The 14,997-nt window shown below is 36.5% G+C and carries 13 protein-coding genes; 4 read left to right on the top strand and 9 right to left on the bottom strand.

Annotation, left to right across the window (positions count from 1 at the left end; genetic code table 11):
- Window positions 1–40: 40 nt before the first annotated feature.
- Window positions 41–2,218 carry a TonB-dependent siderophore receptor gene (locus AOLE_RS08480; protein ID WP_013197663.1) on the bottom strand — a complete coding sequence of 726 codons (2,178 nt, stop codon included), beginning with the start codon at window positions 2,216–2,218 and terminating at the stop codon, window positions 41–43.
- A 426-nt stretch (window positions 2,219–2,644) separates the two neighbouring features.
- On the opposite strand from AOLE_RS08480, the gene AOLE_RS08475 reads away from it, so the two are divergent.
- On the top strand, window positions 2,645–3,325 hold the full coding sequence (locus AOLE_RS08475) for a hypothetical protein (protein ID WP_013197662.1): 681 nt from the start codon (window positions 2,645–2,647) through the stop codon (window positions 3,323–3,325).
- Between the two features lie 23 nt (window positions 3,326–3,348).
- On the opposite strand, the gene AOLE_RS08470 is transcribed toward AOLE_RS08475, so the two are convergent.
- Window positions 3,349–3,726: a hypothetical protein gene (locus AOLE_RS08470; RefSeq protein ID WP_013197661.1), complete on the bottom strand. Its 378-nt coding sequence runs from the start codon at window positions 3,724–3,726 to the stop codon at window positions 3,349–3,351.
- Window positions 3,727–4,062: 336 nt separating this feature from the next.
- On the opposite strand from AOLE_RS08470, the gene AOLE_RS08465 reads away from it, so the two are divergent.
- Window positions 4,063–4,740, top strand: coding sequence for a DUF421 domain-containing protein (locus tag AOLE_RS08465; protein WP_013197660.1), 678 nt, complete (start codon window positions 4,063–4,065; stop codon window positions 4,738–4,740).
- 76 nt (window positions 4,741–4,816) lie between these two features.
- Here the strand turns inward: AOLE_RS08465 and eno are convergent, their stop codons facing one another.
- From eno to AOLE_RS08450, 3 genes are all read right to left on the bottom strand, one after another.
- Window positions 4,817–6,106, bottom strand: coding sequence for a phosphopyruvate hydratase (gene eno / locus AOLE_RS08460; protein ID WP_013197659.1), 1,290 nt, complete (start codon window positions 6,104–6,106; stop codon window positions 4,817–4,819).
- Window positions 6,107–6,167: 61 nt separating this feature from the next.
- Entirely contained in the window at window positions 6,168–7,025 is an 858-nt protein-coding gene (kdsA, locus tag AOLE_RS08455) for a 3-deoxy-8-phosphooctulonate synthase (protein WP_003652054.1), read from the bottom strand.
- 30 nt (window positions 7,026–7,055) lie between these two features.
- Window positions 7,056–8,693, bottom strand: a complete 1,638-nt coding sequence (locus AOLE_RS08450) for a CTP synthase (RefSeq protein ID WP_004792002.1) — start codon at window positions 8,691–8,693, stop codon at window positions 7,056–7,058.
- Window positions 8,694–8,916: 223 nt separating this feature from the next.
- On the opposite strand from AOLE_RS08450, the gene AOLE_RS08445 reads away from it, so the two are divergent.
- Together AOLE_RS08445 and AOLE_RS08440 are read left to right on the top strand one after the other, a co-directional pair.
- Window positions 8,917–9,390, top strand: coding sequence for a hypothetical protein (locus tag AOLE_RS08445; protein ID WP_013197658.1), 474 nt, complete (start codon window positions 8,917–8,919; stop codon window positions 9,388–9,390).
- Window positions 9,391–9,633: 243 nt separating this feature from the next.
- Window positions 9,634–10,479, top strand: a complete 846-nt coding sequence (locus AOLE_RS08440; RefSeq protein ID WP_013197656.1) for a metal-dependent hydrolase — start codon at window positions 9,634–9,636, stop codon at window positions 10,477–10,479.
- A gap of 63 nt (window positions 10,480–10,542) precedes the next feature.
- On the opposite strand, the gene AOLE_RS08435 is transcribed toward AOLE_RS08440, so the two are convergent.
- From AOLE_RS08435 to AOLE_RS08420, 4 genes are all read right to left on the bottom strand, one after another.
- Window positions 10,543–11,637, bottom strand: a complete 1,095-nt coding sequence (locus AOLE_RS08435) for a YheT family hydrolase (RefSeq protein ID WP_013197655.1) — start codon at window positions 11,635–11,637, stop codon at window positions 10,543–10,545.
- Between the two features lie 19 nt (window positions 11,638–11,656).
- A complete protein-coding gene (locus AOLE_RS08430; RefSeq protein ID WP_013197654.1) occupies window positions 11,657–12,373 on the bottom strand; it encodes an SGNH/GDSL hydrolase family protein in 717 nt (238 codons plus the stop codon).
- A 38-nt stretch (window positions 12,374–12,411) separates the two neighbouring features.
- Window positions 12,412–12,819: a nuclear transport factor 2 family protein gene (locus AOLE_RS08425; protein ID WP_013197653.1), complete on the bottom strand. Its 408-nt coding sequence runs from the start codon at window positions 12,817–12,819 to the stop codon at window positions 12,412–12,414.
- A 70-nt stretch (window positions 12,820–12,889) separates the two neighbouring features.
- Window positions 12,890–14,914, bottom strand: coding sequence for an NADPH-dependent 2,4-dienoyl-CoA reductase (locus tag AOLE_RS08420; protein ID WP_013197652.1), 2,025 nt, complete (start codon window positions 14,912–14,914; stop codon window positions 12,890–12,892).
- Window positions 14,915–14,997 lie beyond the last annotated feature (83 nt).

Genomic DNA, 14,997 nt, shown 5'->3' with positions numbered 1-14,997 from the left:
TCGAGGACTTTTATAAATCGTTTTCTTATGTGAGTTTAAATCAGAAATTATAACGAACACTCAACGTTGCATTTCGTGGTGTGCCCCAATTCATTGAGTTAGCACCAATACCTTCATAATATTTTTCATCAAAAATATTATCGATATTAAATTGAAGTTTGATATTTTTATCTACTTGATAGCCAAGCATCGCACTTGCTAAAACATAGGCATCTTGCTCAATGCGAGAGCTTCCACTTCCCGTATAGTATTTACTCTTATAATTTAAACCAAGTCCTGCACTCCATTGATCAAGTTTGTACTTAACAAATAGATTCGAGGTTGTTCGAGAGTTTGTCGTATTAACCTTTGTGCCTTGTGCATCTTTTGCTTCAAAATTAGCAATACCAAAGTTAATACCCCAATTGTCGTTAATCTCACCATCAGCTTCAAACTCAAAACCTTTACTTTCAACCCCATCTACAGCGCGATAGGCCTGCTCTGTAGTTTGTGTACCATTACGGACAATAAACACTCCCGGTATCGATTCAGCAAAATTAGATTGTTCTATTCGGAATACTGACAATGCTGTATTTAAACGCCCTCCAAACCATTCACTCTTTAAACCAGCCTCATAACTCTTACCAGTAATCGGATCTATATATTGATCATTTATATCTTTACGTTCTTGAGGTTTAAAAATTTCTGTATAACTTGCATACACAGAATGATCTTGAGCAAAATCATAAATAGCGCCAACATATGGTGCTAATTCATTGTTAAATTCACGATTCCCTTTATCATTTTCAGACTTATACTCCCAGTTAGATAAACGTGCCCCAGCAATAATTTTCAAAGGATCCAGAATCTGAAATTTTCCAGCAACATAAGCAGCAGTTTGTGTGGTTTCATTTAGTGCATTTTTACCATTTAATACTACTGGTTGAAGCAACTCTTGAGCCATATCATTATAGTTAAGTGGTCCACCTAAATATTTTTCAATGTCTTGGTTTGTGTTAGAGCCACCAAAAATATCTTTTGTCTTTTCATTCTTATTCCACGATCCACCAATAATGATTTCTTGTGGACGATTAAATAGCGTAAATGGAGCATTGATAAAAACATCAATATTGTTTTCTTCATTTGCAGCTTTTGCGCCATATACTGAGACATTATCCTTACCCTCTTCATTTTTTAATGGACTGGTATTGGTTGCCTTGTCTACTTTTCCAGCTGTATACAACAACATAGAAGCTGTATCTTCTTTACGGAAGGTATAAGCAATATTTAAATTAACGTCATTAAATAAATTCTGTTTTAAATTTGCAAATACTGCCGTTGTATTTACATCCCAATAGGTCCAAGGTGCACTTACTGTTAAGCTTCTGGAAAAATTGGTACGAGTCCCATCAGTGTAAAAAGCAGGTGTACCGCCCCAACGAATACCATCACGATGTAACTCTTGATAAGTTGTACCAAGCGACATGCTTGTTTTATCACTCAAGTCATAATCAACCGCACCATAAAATACATTGCGTTCTTTCTCATAGAAATCCATAAATGATTTTTCATCAGAATGTTTTACAAACATGCGACCACGCAATGATCCATCTGCATTAAGTGGTGTGGAAACATCTGCTGAGCTACTCCAAGAGTTCCACGAGCCTAAAGATGTGCTGACATTACCAGTGAGTTCTTTTGAATTTGCATGTTTCCGAATCATGTTCAGCGCCATCGCTGGGTTTCCCGCACCTGTGGTTAGTCCATTGGCGCCCTTTACAACTTCGACACGATCATAAATATCTAAATCTAAATCTCCAGTGCCTAAGTTTGTAGTACTAGGTATTCCATCAATTAAGTAATAATCCACCTCAAAACCACGTGCATAAACTCTTTGACGTTCATCGGTACGTGAGGTTGAAACACCCGTAATATTATTCATTAAATCTTGAAAGGAATCGATTTTTCGATCATCTAAATATTCACGAGTTAAAACTTTGACCGATTGAGGAGTTTCACGAAGAGATAAATTTAATTTTGTAGAAGTATTTGTGCTTTTTGCTGTATAGCTCCCTGAACCTTCAGTAACGACCGGATTTTCTTGTTCTGCTTGTACTTTTATCGTTGCTAAAGTGGTTGTTTCAGTTTGTTCTGCATAAACAAATGAAGGTACCGTTAAAGCCATAGAAATTGCTAAAGGGTGAACTCTAAATGCTTTTCTAAAGGGCGGATTGTACATAAGAAAATTCCATAATAACCAATGTGCTGAACCATATTTTTAGCCTTCCACTACCTTGTTCCTTGTTACACAGTAGTAAAAGTTCGGCACAAAAATTAACACGAATGATAATTGTTATCAACTTTAAGTTAATAATTATTCTTATTTGTTTAATTTAAATTACCAATTCATCATTGCATTAAAGAATCGCTATCCACGACATCAAAATTTGGATTTCTAACAGATTGAGTGTTGATCTTGTTGAAGCATAATGCTGAAACCCCAGGCTTTATATTATTGATTCAAAAATATATAAACCAATTTTCAAATTCAAATTGACTGTTGAACTGCTCATGAACATGAGAAATAAAAAACTACACAGTATTTTCTTTTATATTTTATTATTCTTCATAAATCTCATGAAAGAGAATAAAGGTATAAACTGTAGTGCACAAAATTTTAGCGTTTTCTTTAGTAAGCTTAGGTTTAAGCGCTTGTGATCACCCTACTGATGATAGCCCTTCAAAAATAATTAATATGGAGAGCAAACATAAACAATATACACCTGCTAACCCTTATATATTTGAATATAATGATATTGTTTACAGTCTAAAAGCTGGGCAACCCCAAGATACTTCCCATATAAAATTTAAGAACTTATTAAAAAAAATTCCCTCTAATGATAATAATTTAGATATTTTAAAAACCAAACGCAAGGTGCTTATTCACTTAGGTTGCCTTAAAGAGGCATATATAGTTACCGAAAAAATTTTAAATAAAACAGATAGTTCACAACTACAAGAGATGCAATGTATTTTCTTAAGAAAAATGAAAAAAGATGCTCATGAAATAAAAGAATGTTATGAAAAAACGGCTCATAGCTATTTAAACGAAATAAATTTAATTCCAAAGGCAGCCATACGATATCAATATGCACTGTGGGGCCATTATGCAGCGATGTTTCATGCGGGACATATAGAATATAAAGATAAACTTCAAGAAATCGTTGATTATCATCATATTGAGGATCATAAACGAACATATCAACAAATGTATGAAAATATACTGAATCCAAATGTTTTTCAAAAACGTTTAGACGCTATTCCCTACAGTCCTGATTGCCACTGAATCATATTCGCAATTATTTATAATTAATCATCGTAGCTCAGTTCATCCTCCTCAACATTGATATAATCTGGTTGAGGGTCTTTATCAAATCGTACAGCACATATTTTAACCTTACCTAAAATTTTTGCTTTCCCTACCCTATGCATACCATCCATTATTCTTCCCTGTGAACATAGTATTATTGGATAAGACAAATCTGCTTCTTGAATTAATATCATATGATCAATGATATCTTGAGTGGTGGGATAAGAATCTGGATACCAGTAGGGTTCATTTAATTCTTTTATTTCTGATAGCAAAATTTCTTTTACTTTAAAATTTCTAGTTAATGCTACTAAATTATCTACATCCCAAATATAAGTATCATTTTTAACTTTTCTAAAATGATATTGCTTTATCATCATATGAAATTCTCTTAAAAAACAATAATATTAAAATATATCATATACATATTAAGACCAAACATTATAAAAATTGAGAAACTAAATTTAGGCCATACATATCAAAATTTTTATTTTATTTGATAATTTTAACAATCATTTTTCTTGCTGTTTCATATACAACTGAAGCTCCAACTATATGTTTATTTTATTAAATATTTTAAATAGTAGAATTTATACAAAATCACATAAAGTTCGAATTTTTAACCAACAACTACTTAAAAAGTATATTTTTTCTATTTTTAATTTGCTAAGAATTTTATAAAGACTTCATATACCTATTAAAAAGGAGAAAAAATGGATTTTTTTAATATTTTCATAGGTGACACGACTTGGACCTTTATTTTAGAAATCTTGGTTCGATGCTTTCTTATGTTTATCATTATTATTAGTTTTTTAAGACTATCAGGTAAACGTGGTGTTCGCCAACTCTCCCTTTTTGAACTCGCAATTATTTTATGTTTAGGCTCGGCTGCTGGTGATCCAATGTTTACCAAGGACTTACCTATTTCTCATGCTTTTGTCGTATTTATCGTTATTCTTTTTCTCTATCGTCTTGTAACTTGGGCGATGGTGAAACATAAAAAAATTGAAGACTTATTGGAAGGAAGAGCTCTCTGTGTAGTCAAAGATGGACTTTTGGTTTACAAAGATTTCCAGAAACAATCATATTCACATGATGAGTTTTTCTCAGAAATGCGCCAACAAAATGTTGAACATCTAGGCCAAGTGAGAACAGCCTTATTAGAGTCTGACGGTATCTTGAGTTTACTTTACTATGAAGATGAAGAGGTAAAATGGGGACTCCCCCTATTCCCAAATGCTTATTGCAAAGCTGACGTACTTAAAATCAATACTTTTTATTCATGTATGAAATGTGGTGAAACGAAAATTCTAAATACACTCGATCAAGAATGTTCTCGTTGCAAACACCATAGTTGGGCTAAGTCGTTAAAAACCCGTCGTCTAGGATAATAAAAAAGGTGCTATTTTTTATTAAAAATAGCACCTTAAAATGTTAAAAAACTAATTTTAACTTTTTATTTAAAGATTAGTTTAAACCTTTAAACTCAGCTTTACCGCGGTAAGCAGCTTTAGTCAATTCTTCAATACGAAGCAATTGGTTGTACTTAGAAACACGGTCAGAACGGCAAAGTGAACCAGTCTTAATTTGACCAGCCGCTGTCCCTACTGCTAAGTCAGCAATAGTTGAATCTTCAGTTTCGCCAGAACGGTGAGAAATTACAGTTGTATAACCATTTTCTTTAGCAAGGTAAATTGCATCAAGAGTTTCAGTCAACGTACCAATTTGGTTGTATTTGATTAAGATAGAGTTACCTACTTTCTCATTAATACCACGTTGTAAAATCTTAGGGTTTGTAACGAACAAGTCATCACCAACCAATTGGATTTTGTCACCAAGGATAGATGTCAAGTAAGACCAACCTTCCCAATCTGACTCATCTAAACCATCTTCAATTGAGATAATTGGATATTGGTTTACAAGGCCTGCTAAATAGTCAGAGAACTGGTTGCTTGTGAATGCTTTATTGCCTTCACCCGCAAGAACATATTGACCATTTTTGTAGAATTCTGAAGATGCACAGTCAAGCGCCAACATAATATCAGAACCAGCTTTGTAACCAGTTTGACCGATAGCTTCAAGAATAACAGTGATTGCTTCTTCATTTGAACGCAAGTTTGGTGCAAAACCACCTTCATCACCTACAGCAGTGTTTAAACCTTTTTTGTTTAAGACTGATTTTAGTGAATGGAAGATTTCAGCACCAGCACGTAATGCTTCAGCAAATGAAGTAAAGCCTACTGGCTCAATCATAAACTCTTGAATATCAACGTTGTTGTCTGCATGTGAACCACCATTGATGATGTTCATCATTGGTACAGGCATAGTCAAAATCTTTTGACCACGTAAGTCAGCGATGTATTGGAAAAGAGGAATTTTCTTTTCATCAGCAGCAGCGCGCGCAACAGCTAGTGACACAGCCAAAGTTGCATTTGCACCCAATTTTTCTTTGTTTTCAGTACCATCAAGTTCGATCATCGCATTATCGATGTCTTTTTGTTCAAATACTGATTTTCCCACTAAAGCGTCACGGATAATCGTGTTTACGTTGTTAACCGCAGTTTTAACGCCTTTACCTAAGTAACGTGATTTATCACCGTCACGTAGTTCTAAAGCTTCACGAGAACCAGTTGAAGCACCAGATGGTGCACATGCACGACCAACAACCCCAGATTCTAAAATTACGTCTGCTTCGATGGTTGGGTTACCACGAGAGTCCAAAATTTCACGTGCACGGATGTCAACGATTTGGCTCATGAACAATTCCTCTGTTGAATGAATATGAGCTGCGATTAAAGCAGCGTAAATGAGTAAAAACTCAATGGGTGTCTAACTTTTTGAATCCTTTAACCAAAGTATCCAATTCTTTTATTTGTGCCAAGAATGGCTCAAGCTGCGACATGCGTAATGCACAAGGTCCATCGCATTTTGCATGTTCTGGGTCTGGATGACCTTCCAAGAACAATCCAGCCAAGCCTGTTGCCATTCCAGCGCGTGCTAAAGTTGTAATTTGAGCACGACGACCACCTGCCGAGTCAGCACGACCACCAGGAGTTTGCAACGCATGTGTTACATCGAAGAAAACAGGAACATTCATTTCTTTCATGATGTCAAAGCCAAGCATGTCTACAACAAGGTTGTTATAGCCAAATGCTGAACCGCGCTCACAAAGAATTAGTTTATCGTTTCCTGCTTCTAAACATTTATTCAGGATATGGCGCATTTCATGAGGTGCCAAAAACTGAGCTTTCTTAATGTTAATAATAGCCTGTGTTTTTGCCATCGCTTCAACAAGATCAGTTTGGCGACTTAAGAAAGCCGGTAACTGAATAATATCAGCTACTTCTGCAACTGCTTCAGCTTGGTGTGGCTCATGGACATCGGTAATGATAGGAACATTAAAATGTTTTTTAATATCGCCTAACCATTCAATACCTTTTTCAAGTCCAGGACCACGGAACGAATGCAGACTAGAACGATTTGCCTTATCGAAACTCGCTTTAAATACATAAGGAATGTCTAAGCGTTTGCAGATATCAACATAAGTTTCTGCAATTTCGAAAGCTAAATCTTTTGATTCAAGTACGTTCATTCCGCCAAATAATACAAATGGCAAATGATTTGCCATTTGTATATCGCCTAAACGTACAACTTCTTGTGGTTTTAATTGTGACATTTAAACTTTCCCAGTTTATTTAAAATCGCATTATTTACTTTTTTGATGCTGTGTTTTCGCAGCGTCAATAAAACTAGCAAATAATGGATGTCCATCACGTGGTGAACTTGTAAATTCCGGGTGGAATTGTACAGCAATAAACCAAGGATGTTCAGGAATTTCTACAGTTTCAACCAAATGTTGAGCCGAAGAGTAACCAGAAATCTTCATACCAGCTTGTTCAATCGCCTCAATGAAACGGTTATTCATTTCATAACGGTGACGATGACGCTCAGTAATTTCTGCTTTACCATAAACTTCACGTGTTTTAGTGCCTTCAACCAATTCAGATTTTTGTGCACCCAAACGCATAGTTCCGCCTAAATCAGACTCTACGCTACGTTGTTGTAACTCACCACGCTCATCTAACCATTCAGTAATTAAACCAATCAATGGATACTTGGTAGAACGGTTAAACTCTGTAGAAGATGCTTCTGGCATTGCAGCAACATGACGTGCATATTCGATTACAGCCAATTGCATGCCTAAACAAATACCCAAGAATGGAACTTTGTTTTCACGTGCATATTGAATAGCTTTCATTTTGCCTTCAGTACCACGCTCACCAAAGCCACCTGGGACTAAGATTGCGTCAGCTGTTTGCAAAATAGAAACGTCTTGGCTTTCAAGCTCTTCAGCATTGACATAGTCAATCTGTACTTTCACACGGTTTTTGATGCCTGCATGCAATAATGCTTCATTAACAGATTTATAAGCATCTGGTAATTCAACATATTTACCAACCATAGCTACACGCAAAGTGTATTCAGGATTGAGTAATGCTTCGACTACATTGTCCCAATCTTCTAGGTTTGCTTCTGGAAGATCATTAAATCCAAAACGTTCACAGATCAAGTCATCAACGTTTTGTTCATAGAAAGTACGTGGAATTTGATAAATCGTTTTCGCATCTTTACATACCACAACGGCACGCGCTTCCACGTTAGTGAACAATGCAATTTTGCGTTTAGTATCAACATCTACATCATATTCAGTACGGCAGATTAAGATATCTGGTTGAATACCAATTGAAAGTAATTCTTTTACAGAATGCTGAGTTGGTTTCGTCTTAAGCTCTGCTGCCGATTTAATATATGGCAACAAAGTTAAATGCATAAGCATGGTACGTTTATGACCAAGCTCAACCATTAACTGACGAACTGACTCCATAAATGGAAGTGATTCGATATCACCTACCGTACCACCAATCTCAACGATTGCAACGTCGTAACCTTCACCAGCGCGAAGTACGCGTTCTTTAATATTGTCAGTAATATGTGGAATAACTTGAACCGTACCGCCTAAGTAGTCACCACGACGTTCTTTATTTAGAACATCTTGATAAACACGGCCACTAGTAAAGTTATTCAGTTTGGTCATTTTCGCACGACGTAAGAAACGTTCGTAATAACCCAAGTCTAGATCAGTTTCGGCACCATCCTCTGTGACAAAAACTTCACCATGTTGGAAAGGACTCATTGTCCCCGGATCGACATTAATGTAAGGATCCATTTTAACCATTGTGACTTTTAAGCCACGGGCTTCCAAAAGTGCAGCAACTGAAGCAGCAGAAATACCTTTACCTAGCGATGAAACCACACCACCAGTAACAAAAATAAAATGGGTCATTAAGTTTCTCGTACAATCAAGCCGAAATCGGCCTACAATGTTGGGCAATTTTACTGTACTCTGCCCCTATAAAGCAAAGTCAAACCGCACCAATTCAAAGATCATTAAACAACTGGCTATTCTATCAGCATTTTTAATAAAAAATTAGGTCAATCTCACATGATTTTTTCATTCTCTTTTGCTGTTATAATGCGAGCTCCTCAATTAAATGTTGTTTAGGACAATGGCAAATAAAAAACTTTTAATCTGTGCTGCTATTGCGGCTGGACTATTGTTAACCGCATGCGTCAAAAAAGAAACACCAGAAGAAGAGCAAGAAAAGGTTGAAACTGCTGTTTCAGAACCTAAACCTGCTGAACCTGCAAAATTTGAGTCTTTAGAAAGTGTTAAAACTGAAGAAGCTCAAACTCAGGAACCAACGCAAGTCGAAGTTCATCACGAAGAAACAGCGAATACTACAACTGAAATTCGCCGTGAAACTCGTCCTGCCCATTCTGAGCAAAATTCACAAACAACTGTTTCTGAACAACCTAAAGCAGAGCCGAAGCCTAAGCCAGAACCTAAACCTGAGCCAAAAGCAGAGCCAAAGCCTGAGAAAGCTCAGTCTAAACCTGCTAAGCCAGCAGAACCATCTCAAACTGAAGATGATGCTGTTGCCGCTGCAATTGCTGCTGCTACGCCAGCGCTTAAAAACTAAGTTATCGTATGAATATGCCCAAATTAAACACTTGATTTGGGCTTTTTAAATATTATTAAAATTATCAATTCACTCATTAGTTTCACTTTTTTATTCCAATTTGTCTTTAAAGTTTCCCTAGATATCAATTCAGGACAACCTACTTCTTTTACTTCAAAAAACATTGACGCTCCCTATTCCGAGATGTAATTTTTAATCAAGTTCCTTTTTGGAACTTTAATTAAAAGAAGATTGGAGCTTAAAATGAATACCGTATCAAATCGCGTGCCTGCCTCATTTCCAGTCCGTCGTATGGACTATAATTTTGAAAATGTACCTCGCTATTGGTGTAATAATGAACCCACTTTTACACATTATTTTACGGGTTTATCTACATTGTTCCCCGAGGGTGAATCATATTTTGTTCGTTCAGTTCGAGCATTACGCGCAAAAGCAAAGTCGAATGAACTTCTAGATCGTGAAATTAGTGCTTTTATTGGTCAAGAAGCAATGCATTCTAAAGAACATCATGCTTTTCATGTGAGTGCACAACAACATGGTTTAGATCCAGAATCTTTAGAAAAAGTAACGGGTATTGTTTTAAAGAGTATTGAAAAAGTTTTTAGTAAGAAATGGAACCTACTTGTAACGGTAGGCCTTGAACACTACACCGCTGTACTTGTAGTAAGCATGATGCAGTCTGTTAATGAACTGATGACAGACTCAACGATTCGTAACTTATGGTTATGGCATAGTATTGAAGAAACTGAGCATAAAGCTGTAGCCTTTGATCTTTATGAACACTTATATGGAAGTGGGCTAAGCGCATATCTCCCACGTATCACCGTCTTTACTTTAAGTTTATTTTTAATTACTGGCTTCTCAACAATCTATCAATTCGTTCTTATGAAACGGGATCGTCAACTTCTTAATTTTAAATCTTGGCGTAAGTTTCTTGGTTTTATGACAACACAATATAAAGTTCTAACTCCGAAATTTTTTGACTATTATCGCTTTGACTTTCATCCTAACCAAACTGACGAAAAAGATCTGGTTGCCAGTACTAAAATCAAAATTGGACTAAAAAATTCAAAATTACTTTTATCCTGATCCGATAAAACAATAAAGCCCATCTATTGAATGGGCTTTATTGAACCAATTACGGCAACATAATCACTGCTTATGATCAACCATAAAATAATTCGATATTAATTTGGCTGCCCATGAAGTACTTTTCCAACCTTCGTAAAAACCACAATGACTTCCCTTTTTAGTGGTTACCACTGCAATATTACTCATTTGCTGAATAGTTTCTTTATACGGCTCTAAATTTTTAATAGAACATACTGGATCATCTTCAGCATTAAGAATCATTAATGGAATTTTGACATTTTCAAATACATAAATTGGATTAATTGCCTGACAATAACTTTGATAGTCCTGAAAACCTGCCATTTCAAAGTATTCTTTTTCAAACTCTTCGAGACTAGTCGTTGCAAGAACTTTTTCTAAAGAAGCAACCTGATTCCAAGTACTTTGATAAGGATGAATAAAATATTTGAATAACTTTTTGGTCATCATTTTGCTATAAAACGGGTGAACATTTTTAAAGCCAATCTCCGTGTTGTAGCCTGGGCACATTGCAAAAGCAGCTTTAAATGGTGTGTCAGAGCCTTGCTCACCCAAATAACGAACTAACAATCCTGTGCCAGCAGAAGACCCGACTGCGTACAAATCCGATTCAGGAAACAAACTTTGAATATGCGTAAGCTGCTCTTTAAGATCACTGGTTGATCCGAAAAGAGAAATCTGTGGTACAGGCATAGGTAAACCCGCATGCCCACGGCGTAAACATAGTGCTATTCTCCATCCCGTATATTTATGAATATCTCTCACCAATTCACGCATACTTTCAGGTGTCCCTGTAATGGTGTGCATGATAACCACTGTAGGAGTATCTTTCGGAAGATTATAGCCATACCATGCAATTGCAGTTACACCACCATCTTTCATACTGAGTTGCTCAATACGGTCATATTCAAGCTTGATGGTTTTTTTTCTAATAATATCGAAATATAAAAGATGGACATGATTGTTAGTTAACCATGGCGTAGGACGATATTTCTGCTTAAGTTGGGGCAACTTATCCAAAACATCTTTAATTTTCCCTTGTGGGTCATAATAGATTTTTGGCTGTTCAGCACCGAGTACTGAGTCAAACAATTCTGAACCGAAAGCTTTAATTTTATTTAAAGTAGATATGTCCATATCCAATCACGACCTCTGATTATGAGTTAAATGATTGCCGCACTAATGCTGCAACCTGCTGTCCCCAAATTGCATAAATTTCTTTGCTTGGATGAAAGCCATCACTTGCCATAGGCAGATTCAAAGCTTGAAAACTTTCAATATCATATTGAATGAATCTAAATTGGTTTTGTGCTTCTACCCAGTTATATAACACTTGATTCATTTGCTCCGCGTATTTTCCAAACAACCAAGCCAATGGATTGGGTAAAGCTGGAAAATGTTGCATGGGCGGAACGCCTGAAACAATAATGAGTTTAGGCTGAAAACGTGCTTGTATATATTCAAATAATTGCTTTTGTTGTTTTATCCATGAATTTTCTGACGTTAATTTTGTCACATCATTAACGCCAATAGATGTAACAACAACATCATAATTTTGCGGCTCTAAATACTGTAAAGCTTGAAAAACCTGCTTAGTAGTATCACCTGTTTTTGCATGAAGTTTCCAATTTATCAAATATTGATTTTGTAACTCAGAAATAATTGCGCCAGATAAAGCATCTTGTTGTGTTTCAACGCCAACTCCCGCTGCGGCAGAGTCTCCTAAAATAAGCAGAGACAATGGTCTGCCCTTACCAACCATGCCTTCTCTTTCACCACTGGCTTCTAGCAAGCGTGGTGTATTCTTACGAACCTTTGTTCCCTGCACAAAAATTACAGGTAACAATGCTAAAGTTGAAAGTTTTAACCACATTCTATTAATCTCTATCTCACTTAGGCTATTTATTAAAATTATTGTGGTTGAAACTTGGCAATTCTTATACCCATTTGTTCAGCCAGCGCAGCTAAGCCACTCATTGGACGAATCATTACTTCAAAATCAACAATTTTGCCTTGTTCATTAAAACGAATCATATCAATACCTTTTAATGATTTACCACTGACATTAGCACTGAACTCAAGCACTACATTCTCGCCATCTTCTGTATAAAACTCACGATGATAAGTGAAGTTTTCGAACACTTGGATGACATTGGTAAGAATAAAGAAAACGACCTGCTTTCCTTCATAAGGTTTATAGGCAACTGGTGAACGAAAAACTACGTCATCTGCCAGTAAATCATTTAGATCAGACAAGTTACCTGCCTGAATCATGTGATGCCATTTTTCTAAAGACTGTTTTGTAGTTTCAAGTGTCATTGTTATTTTATCCTGTAATTTAACCAATAACGTTAGGGGCATTTCGGTATAAAGAAATGCCCCACAATATTTATAGTACTGCTGCTAATTCAGCACCTTGACGTATTGCACGCTTTGCATCTAGCTCTCCTGCCTCTTTAGCACCACCAATTAAATGAACATTTTTACCTTCTGTTTTTAATTGGTCATACATTGCAGTGAAAGATTCTTGACCCGCACAAATCACAACATGATCAACTTCAAGCACACTCGGTTGCCCATCTATAGTGATATGTAAGCCCTGATCATCTACTTTGTTGTATTGAACGCCTGCAAGCATTTTAACTTGGCGATTTTTAAGGCCTGCACGATGAATCCATCCTGTAGTTTTACCTAAACCTGCACCGACAACAGCAGTCTTACGTTGCAGTAAATAGATTTCTCGTTCAGAAGTCTCAACTTTTGGCTGCTTTAAACCACCTACATGCTCATATTGAGTGTCAATTCCCCATTCTTCATAAAACTTTTCTGGGTTTAAACTGCCACTTTCACCTTCGTGAGTGAGATATTCAGCCGTATCAAAACCAATACCACCTGCCCCAATAATGGCTACACGTTGTCCCACTGGCACACGTTCTTTTAAAACTTGTAAATAGCTAAGTACTTTAGGATGTTCAATACCCTCAAATTGTAATTGACGAGGCGTTACACCAGTTGCAACTACAATTTCATCAAAATTTGCTTGGCTCAACTCTTCATAAGTTGCTTTATGATTCAGAATTAATTCAATGTTTGGTCGTAACTCAATTTGGCGAGCAAAGTAGCGTAAGGTTTCATAGAACTCTTCTTTTCCAGGAACAGTCTTTGCAATATTAAATTGGCCACCAATTTGATGACTAGCCTCAAAAATTTTAACTTGATGACCACGGTCAGCTGCATATACAGCAAAACTTAAACCCGCAGGCCCTGCACCAATAACAGCAATATTTTTTTGAACTTGTGCATCTTTAAAAATAAGTTCAGTTTCATAACATGCACGCGGGTTCACTAAACAAGTTGCGATTTTCATTGAGAAAATATGATCTAAACAAGCTTGGTTACAGCCAATACATGTATTAATTTCATCACTACGGCCTTCACTTGCCTTTAAGACAAATTCAGCATCAGCAAGCATTGGGCGTGCCATAGATACCATATCAGCATGACCAGATGCCAATACATGCTCAGCCATTTCTGGCGTATTAATTCGGTTAGAAGTAACTAAAGGAATAGAGACTTCACCTTTAAGTTTTTCAGTAACCCACGTAAACGCAGCACGAGGAACTTTGGTCGCAATTGTTGGGATACGAGCTTCATGCCAACCAATCCCCGTATTAATAATAGTTGCACCTGCTTTTTCAATTTCTTTTGCAAGCTGAATCACTTCTTCAATACTTGAACCACCTTCAACTAAATCAAGCATCGATAGACGATAAATAATGATAAAGTTTTCACCTACTAATGCCCGTGTACGTTTTACAATTTCGATAGGAAAACGAATACGGTTTTCATAACTACCGCCCCATTCATCATCACGATGATTCGTACGCGCGGCAATGAACTCATTAATTAAATAACCTTCAGAACCCATGATTTCCACACCATCATAACCCGCATACTGAGCAAGTTTGGCGCAGTTTGCAAAGTCATCAATGGTCTGCTGCACTTCGGCAGAACTTAAAGCTTTTGGCTTAATTGGGTTAATCGGTGCTTGAATTGCTGAAGGAGCAACGTTATTTGGCTGATAAGAATAACGTCCAGTATGTAAAATCTGCATTGCAATTTTACCGCCAGCTTCATGAACAGCTTGGGTAATCACTTTATGTTTTTCAGCTTCTTCAACTGTATCTAACTTCGTACCATGGCTAAATACAACACCATCATCATTCGGAGAAACACCACCAGTTACAATTAAACCCACATCACCTTTTGCACGCTCAGCATAAAACGCAGCCATGCGTTCATATCCCTGTGGTGCTTCTTCTAAACCAATATGCATAGACCCCATAAGCACACGGTTTTTTAAAGTAGTAAAGCCTAAATCAAGTGGCTTCAATAAATGCGGATAAGCTGACATATTTTCTCCTTTGGCTAGCAATAAGCTTGCTAATGCAACTTGTTGCATTAACTTATAATCAAATTTTGACTTTTATGCAACAT

The organism is Acinetobacter oleivorans DR1, from assembly GCF_000196795.1.
Taxonomy (GTDB): Bacteria; Pseudomonadota; Gammaproteobacteria; order Pseudomonadales; family Moraxellaceae; genus Acinetobacter; species Acinetobacter oleivorans.
The sequence above is the reverse complement of the archived record's forward strand: the minus strand, read 5'-3'. Positions and strand labels throughout refer to the sequence as shown.

Bases quoted from the DNA above. Each gene is read 5' to 3' on its own strand.
- AOLE_RS08480 (WP_013197663.1), bottom strand. From the start codon at position 2,218: ATGTACAATCCGCCCTTTAGAAAAGCATTTAGAGTTCACCCTTTAGCA.
- AOLE_RS08440 (WP_013197656.1), top strand. From the start codon at position 9,634: ATGAATACCGTATCAAATCGCGTGCCTGCCTCATTTCCAGTCCGTCGT.
- AOLE_RS08425 (WP_013197653.1), bottom strand. From the start codon at position 12,819: ATGACACTTGAAACTACAAAACAGTCTTTAGAAAAATGGCATCACATG.
- AOLE_RS08445 (WP_013197658.1), top strand. From the start codon at position 8,917: ATGGCAAATAAAAAACTTTTAATCTGTGCTGCTATTGCGGCTGGACTA.
- AOLE_RS08470 (WP_013197661.1), bottom strand. From the start codon at position 3,726: ATGATAAAGCAATATCATTTTAGAAAAGTTAAAAATGATACTTATATT.
- AOLE_RS08420 (WP_013197652.1), bottom strand. From the start codon at position 14,914: ATGTCAGCTTATCCGCATTTATTGAAGCCACTTGATTTAGGCTTTACT.
- kdsA (WP_003652054.1), bottom strand. From the start codon at position 7,025: ATGTCACAATTAAAACCACAAGAAGTTGTACGTTTAGGCGATATACAA.
- AOLE_RS08465 (WP_013197660.1), top strand. From the start codon at position 4,063: ATGGATTTTTTTAATATTTTCATAGGTGACACGACTTGGACCTTTATT.
- AOLE_RS08450 (WP_004792002.1), bottom strand. From the start codon at position 8,693: ATGACCCATTTTATTTTTGTTACTGGTGGTGTGGTTTCATCGCTAGGT.
- eno (WP_013197659.1), bottom strand. From the start codon at position 6,106: ATGAGCCAAATCGTTGACATCCGTGCACGTGAAATTTTGGACTCTCGT.
- AOLE_RS08430 (WP_013197654.1), bottom strand. From the start codon at position 12,373: ATGTGGTTAAAACTTTCAACTTTAGCATTGTTACCTGTAATTTTTGTG.
- AOLE_RS08435 (WP_013197655.1), bottom strand. From the start codon at position 11,637: ATGGACATATCTACTTTAAATAAAATTAAAGCTTTCGGTTCAGAATTG.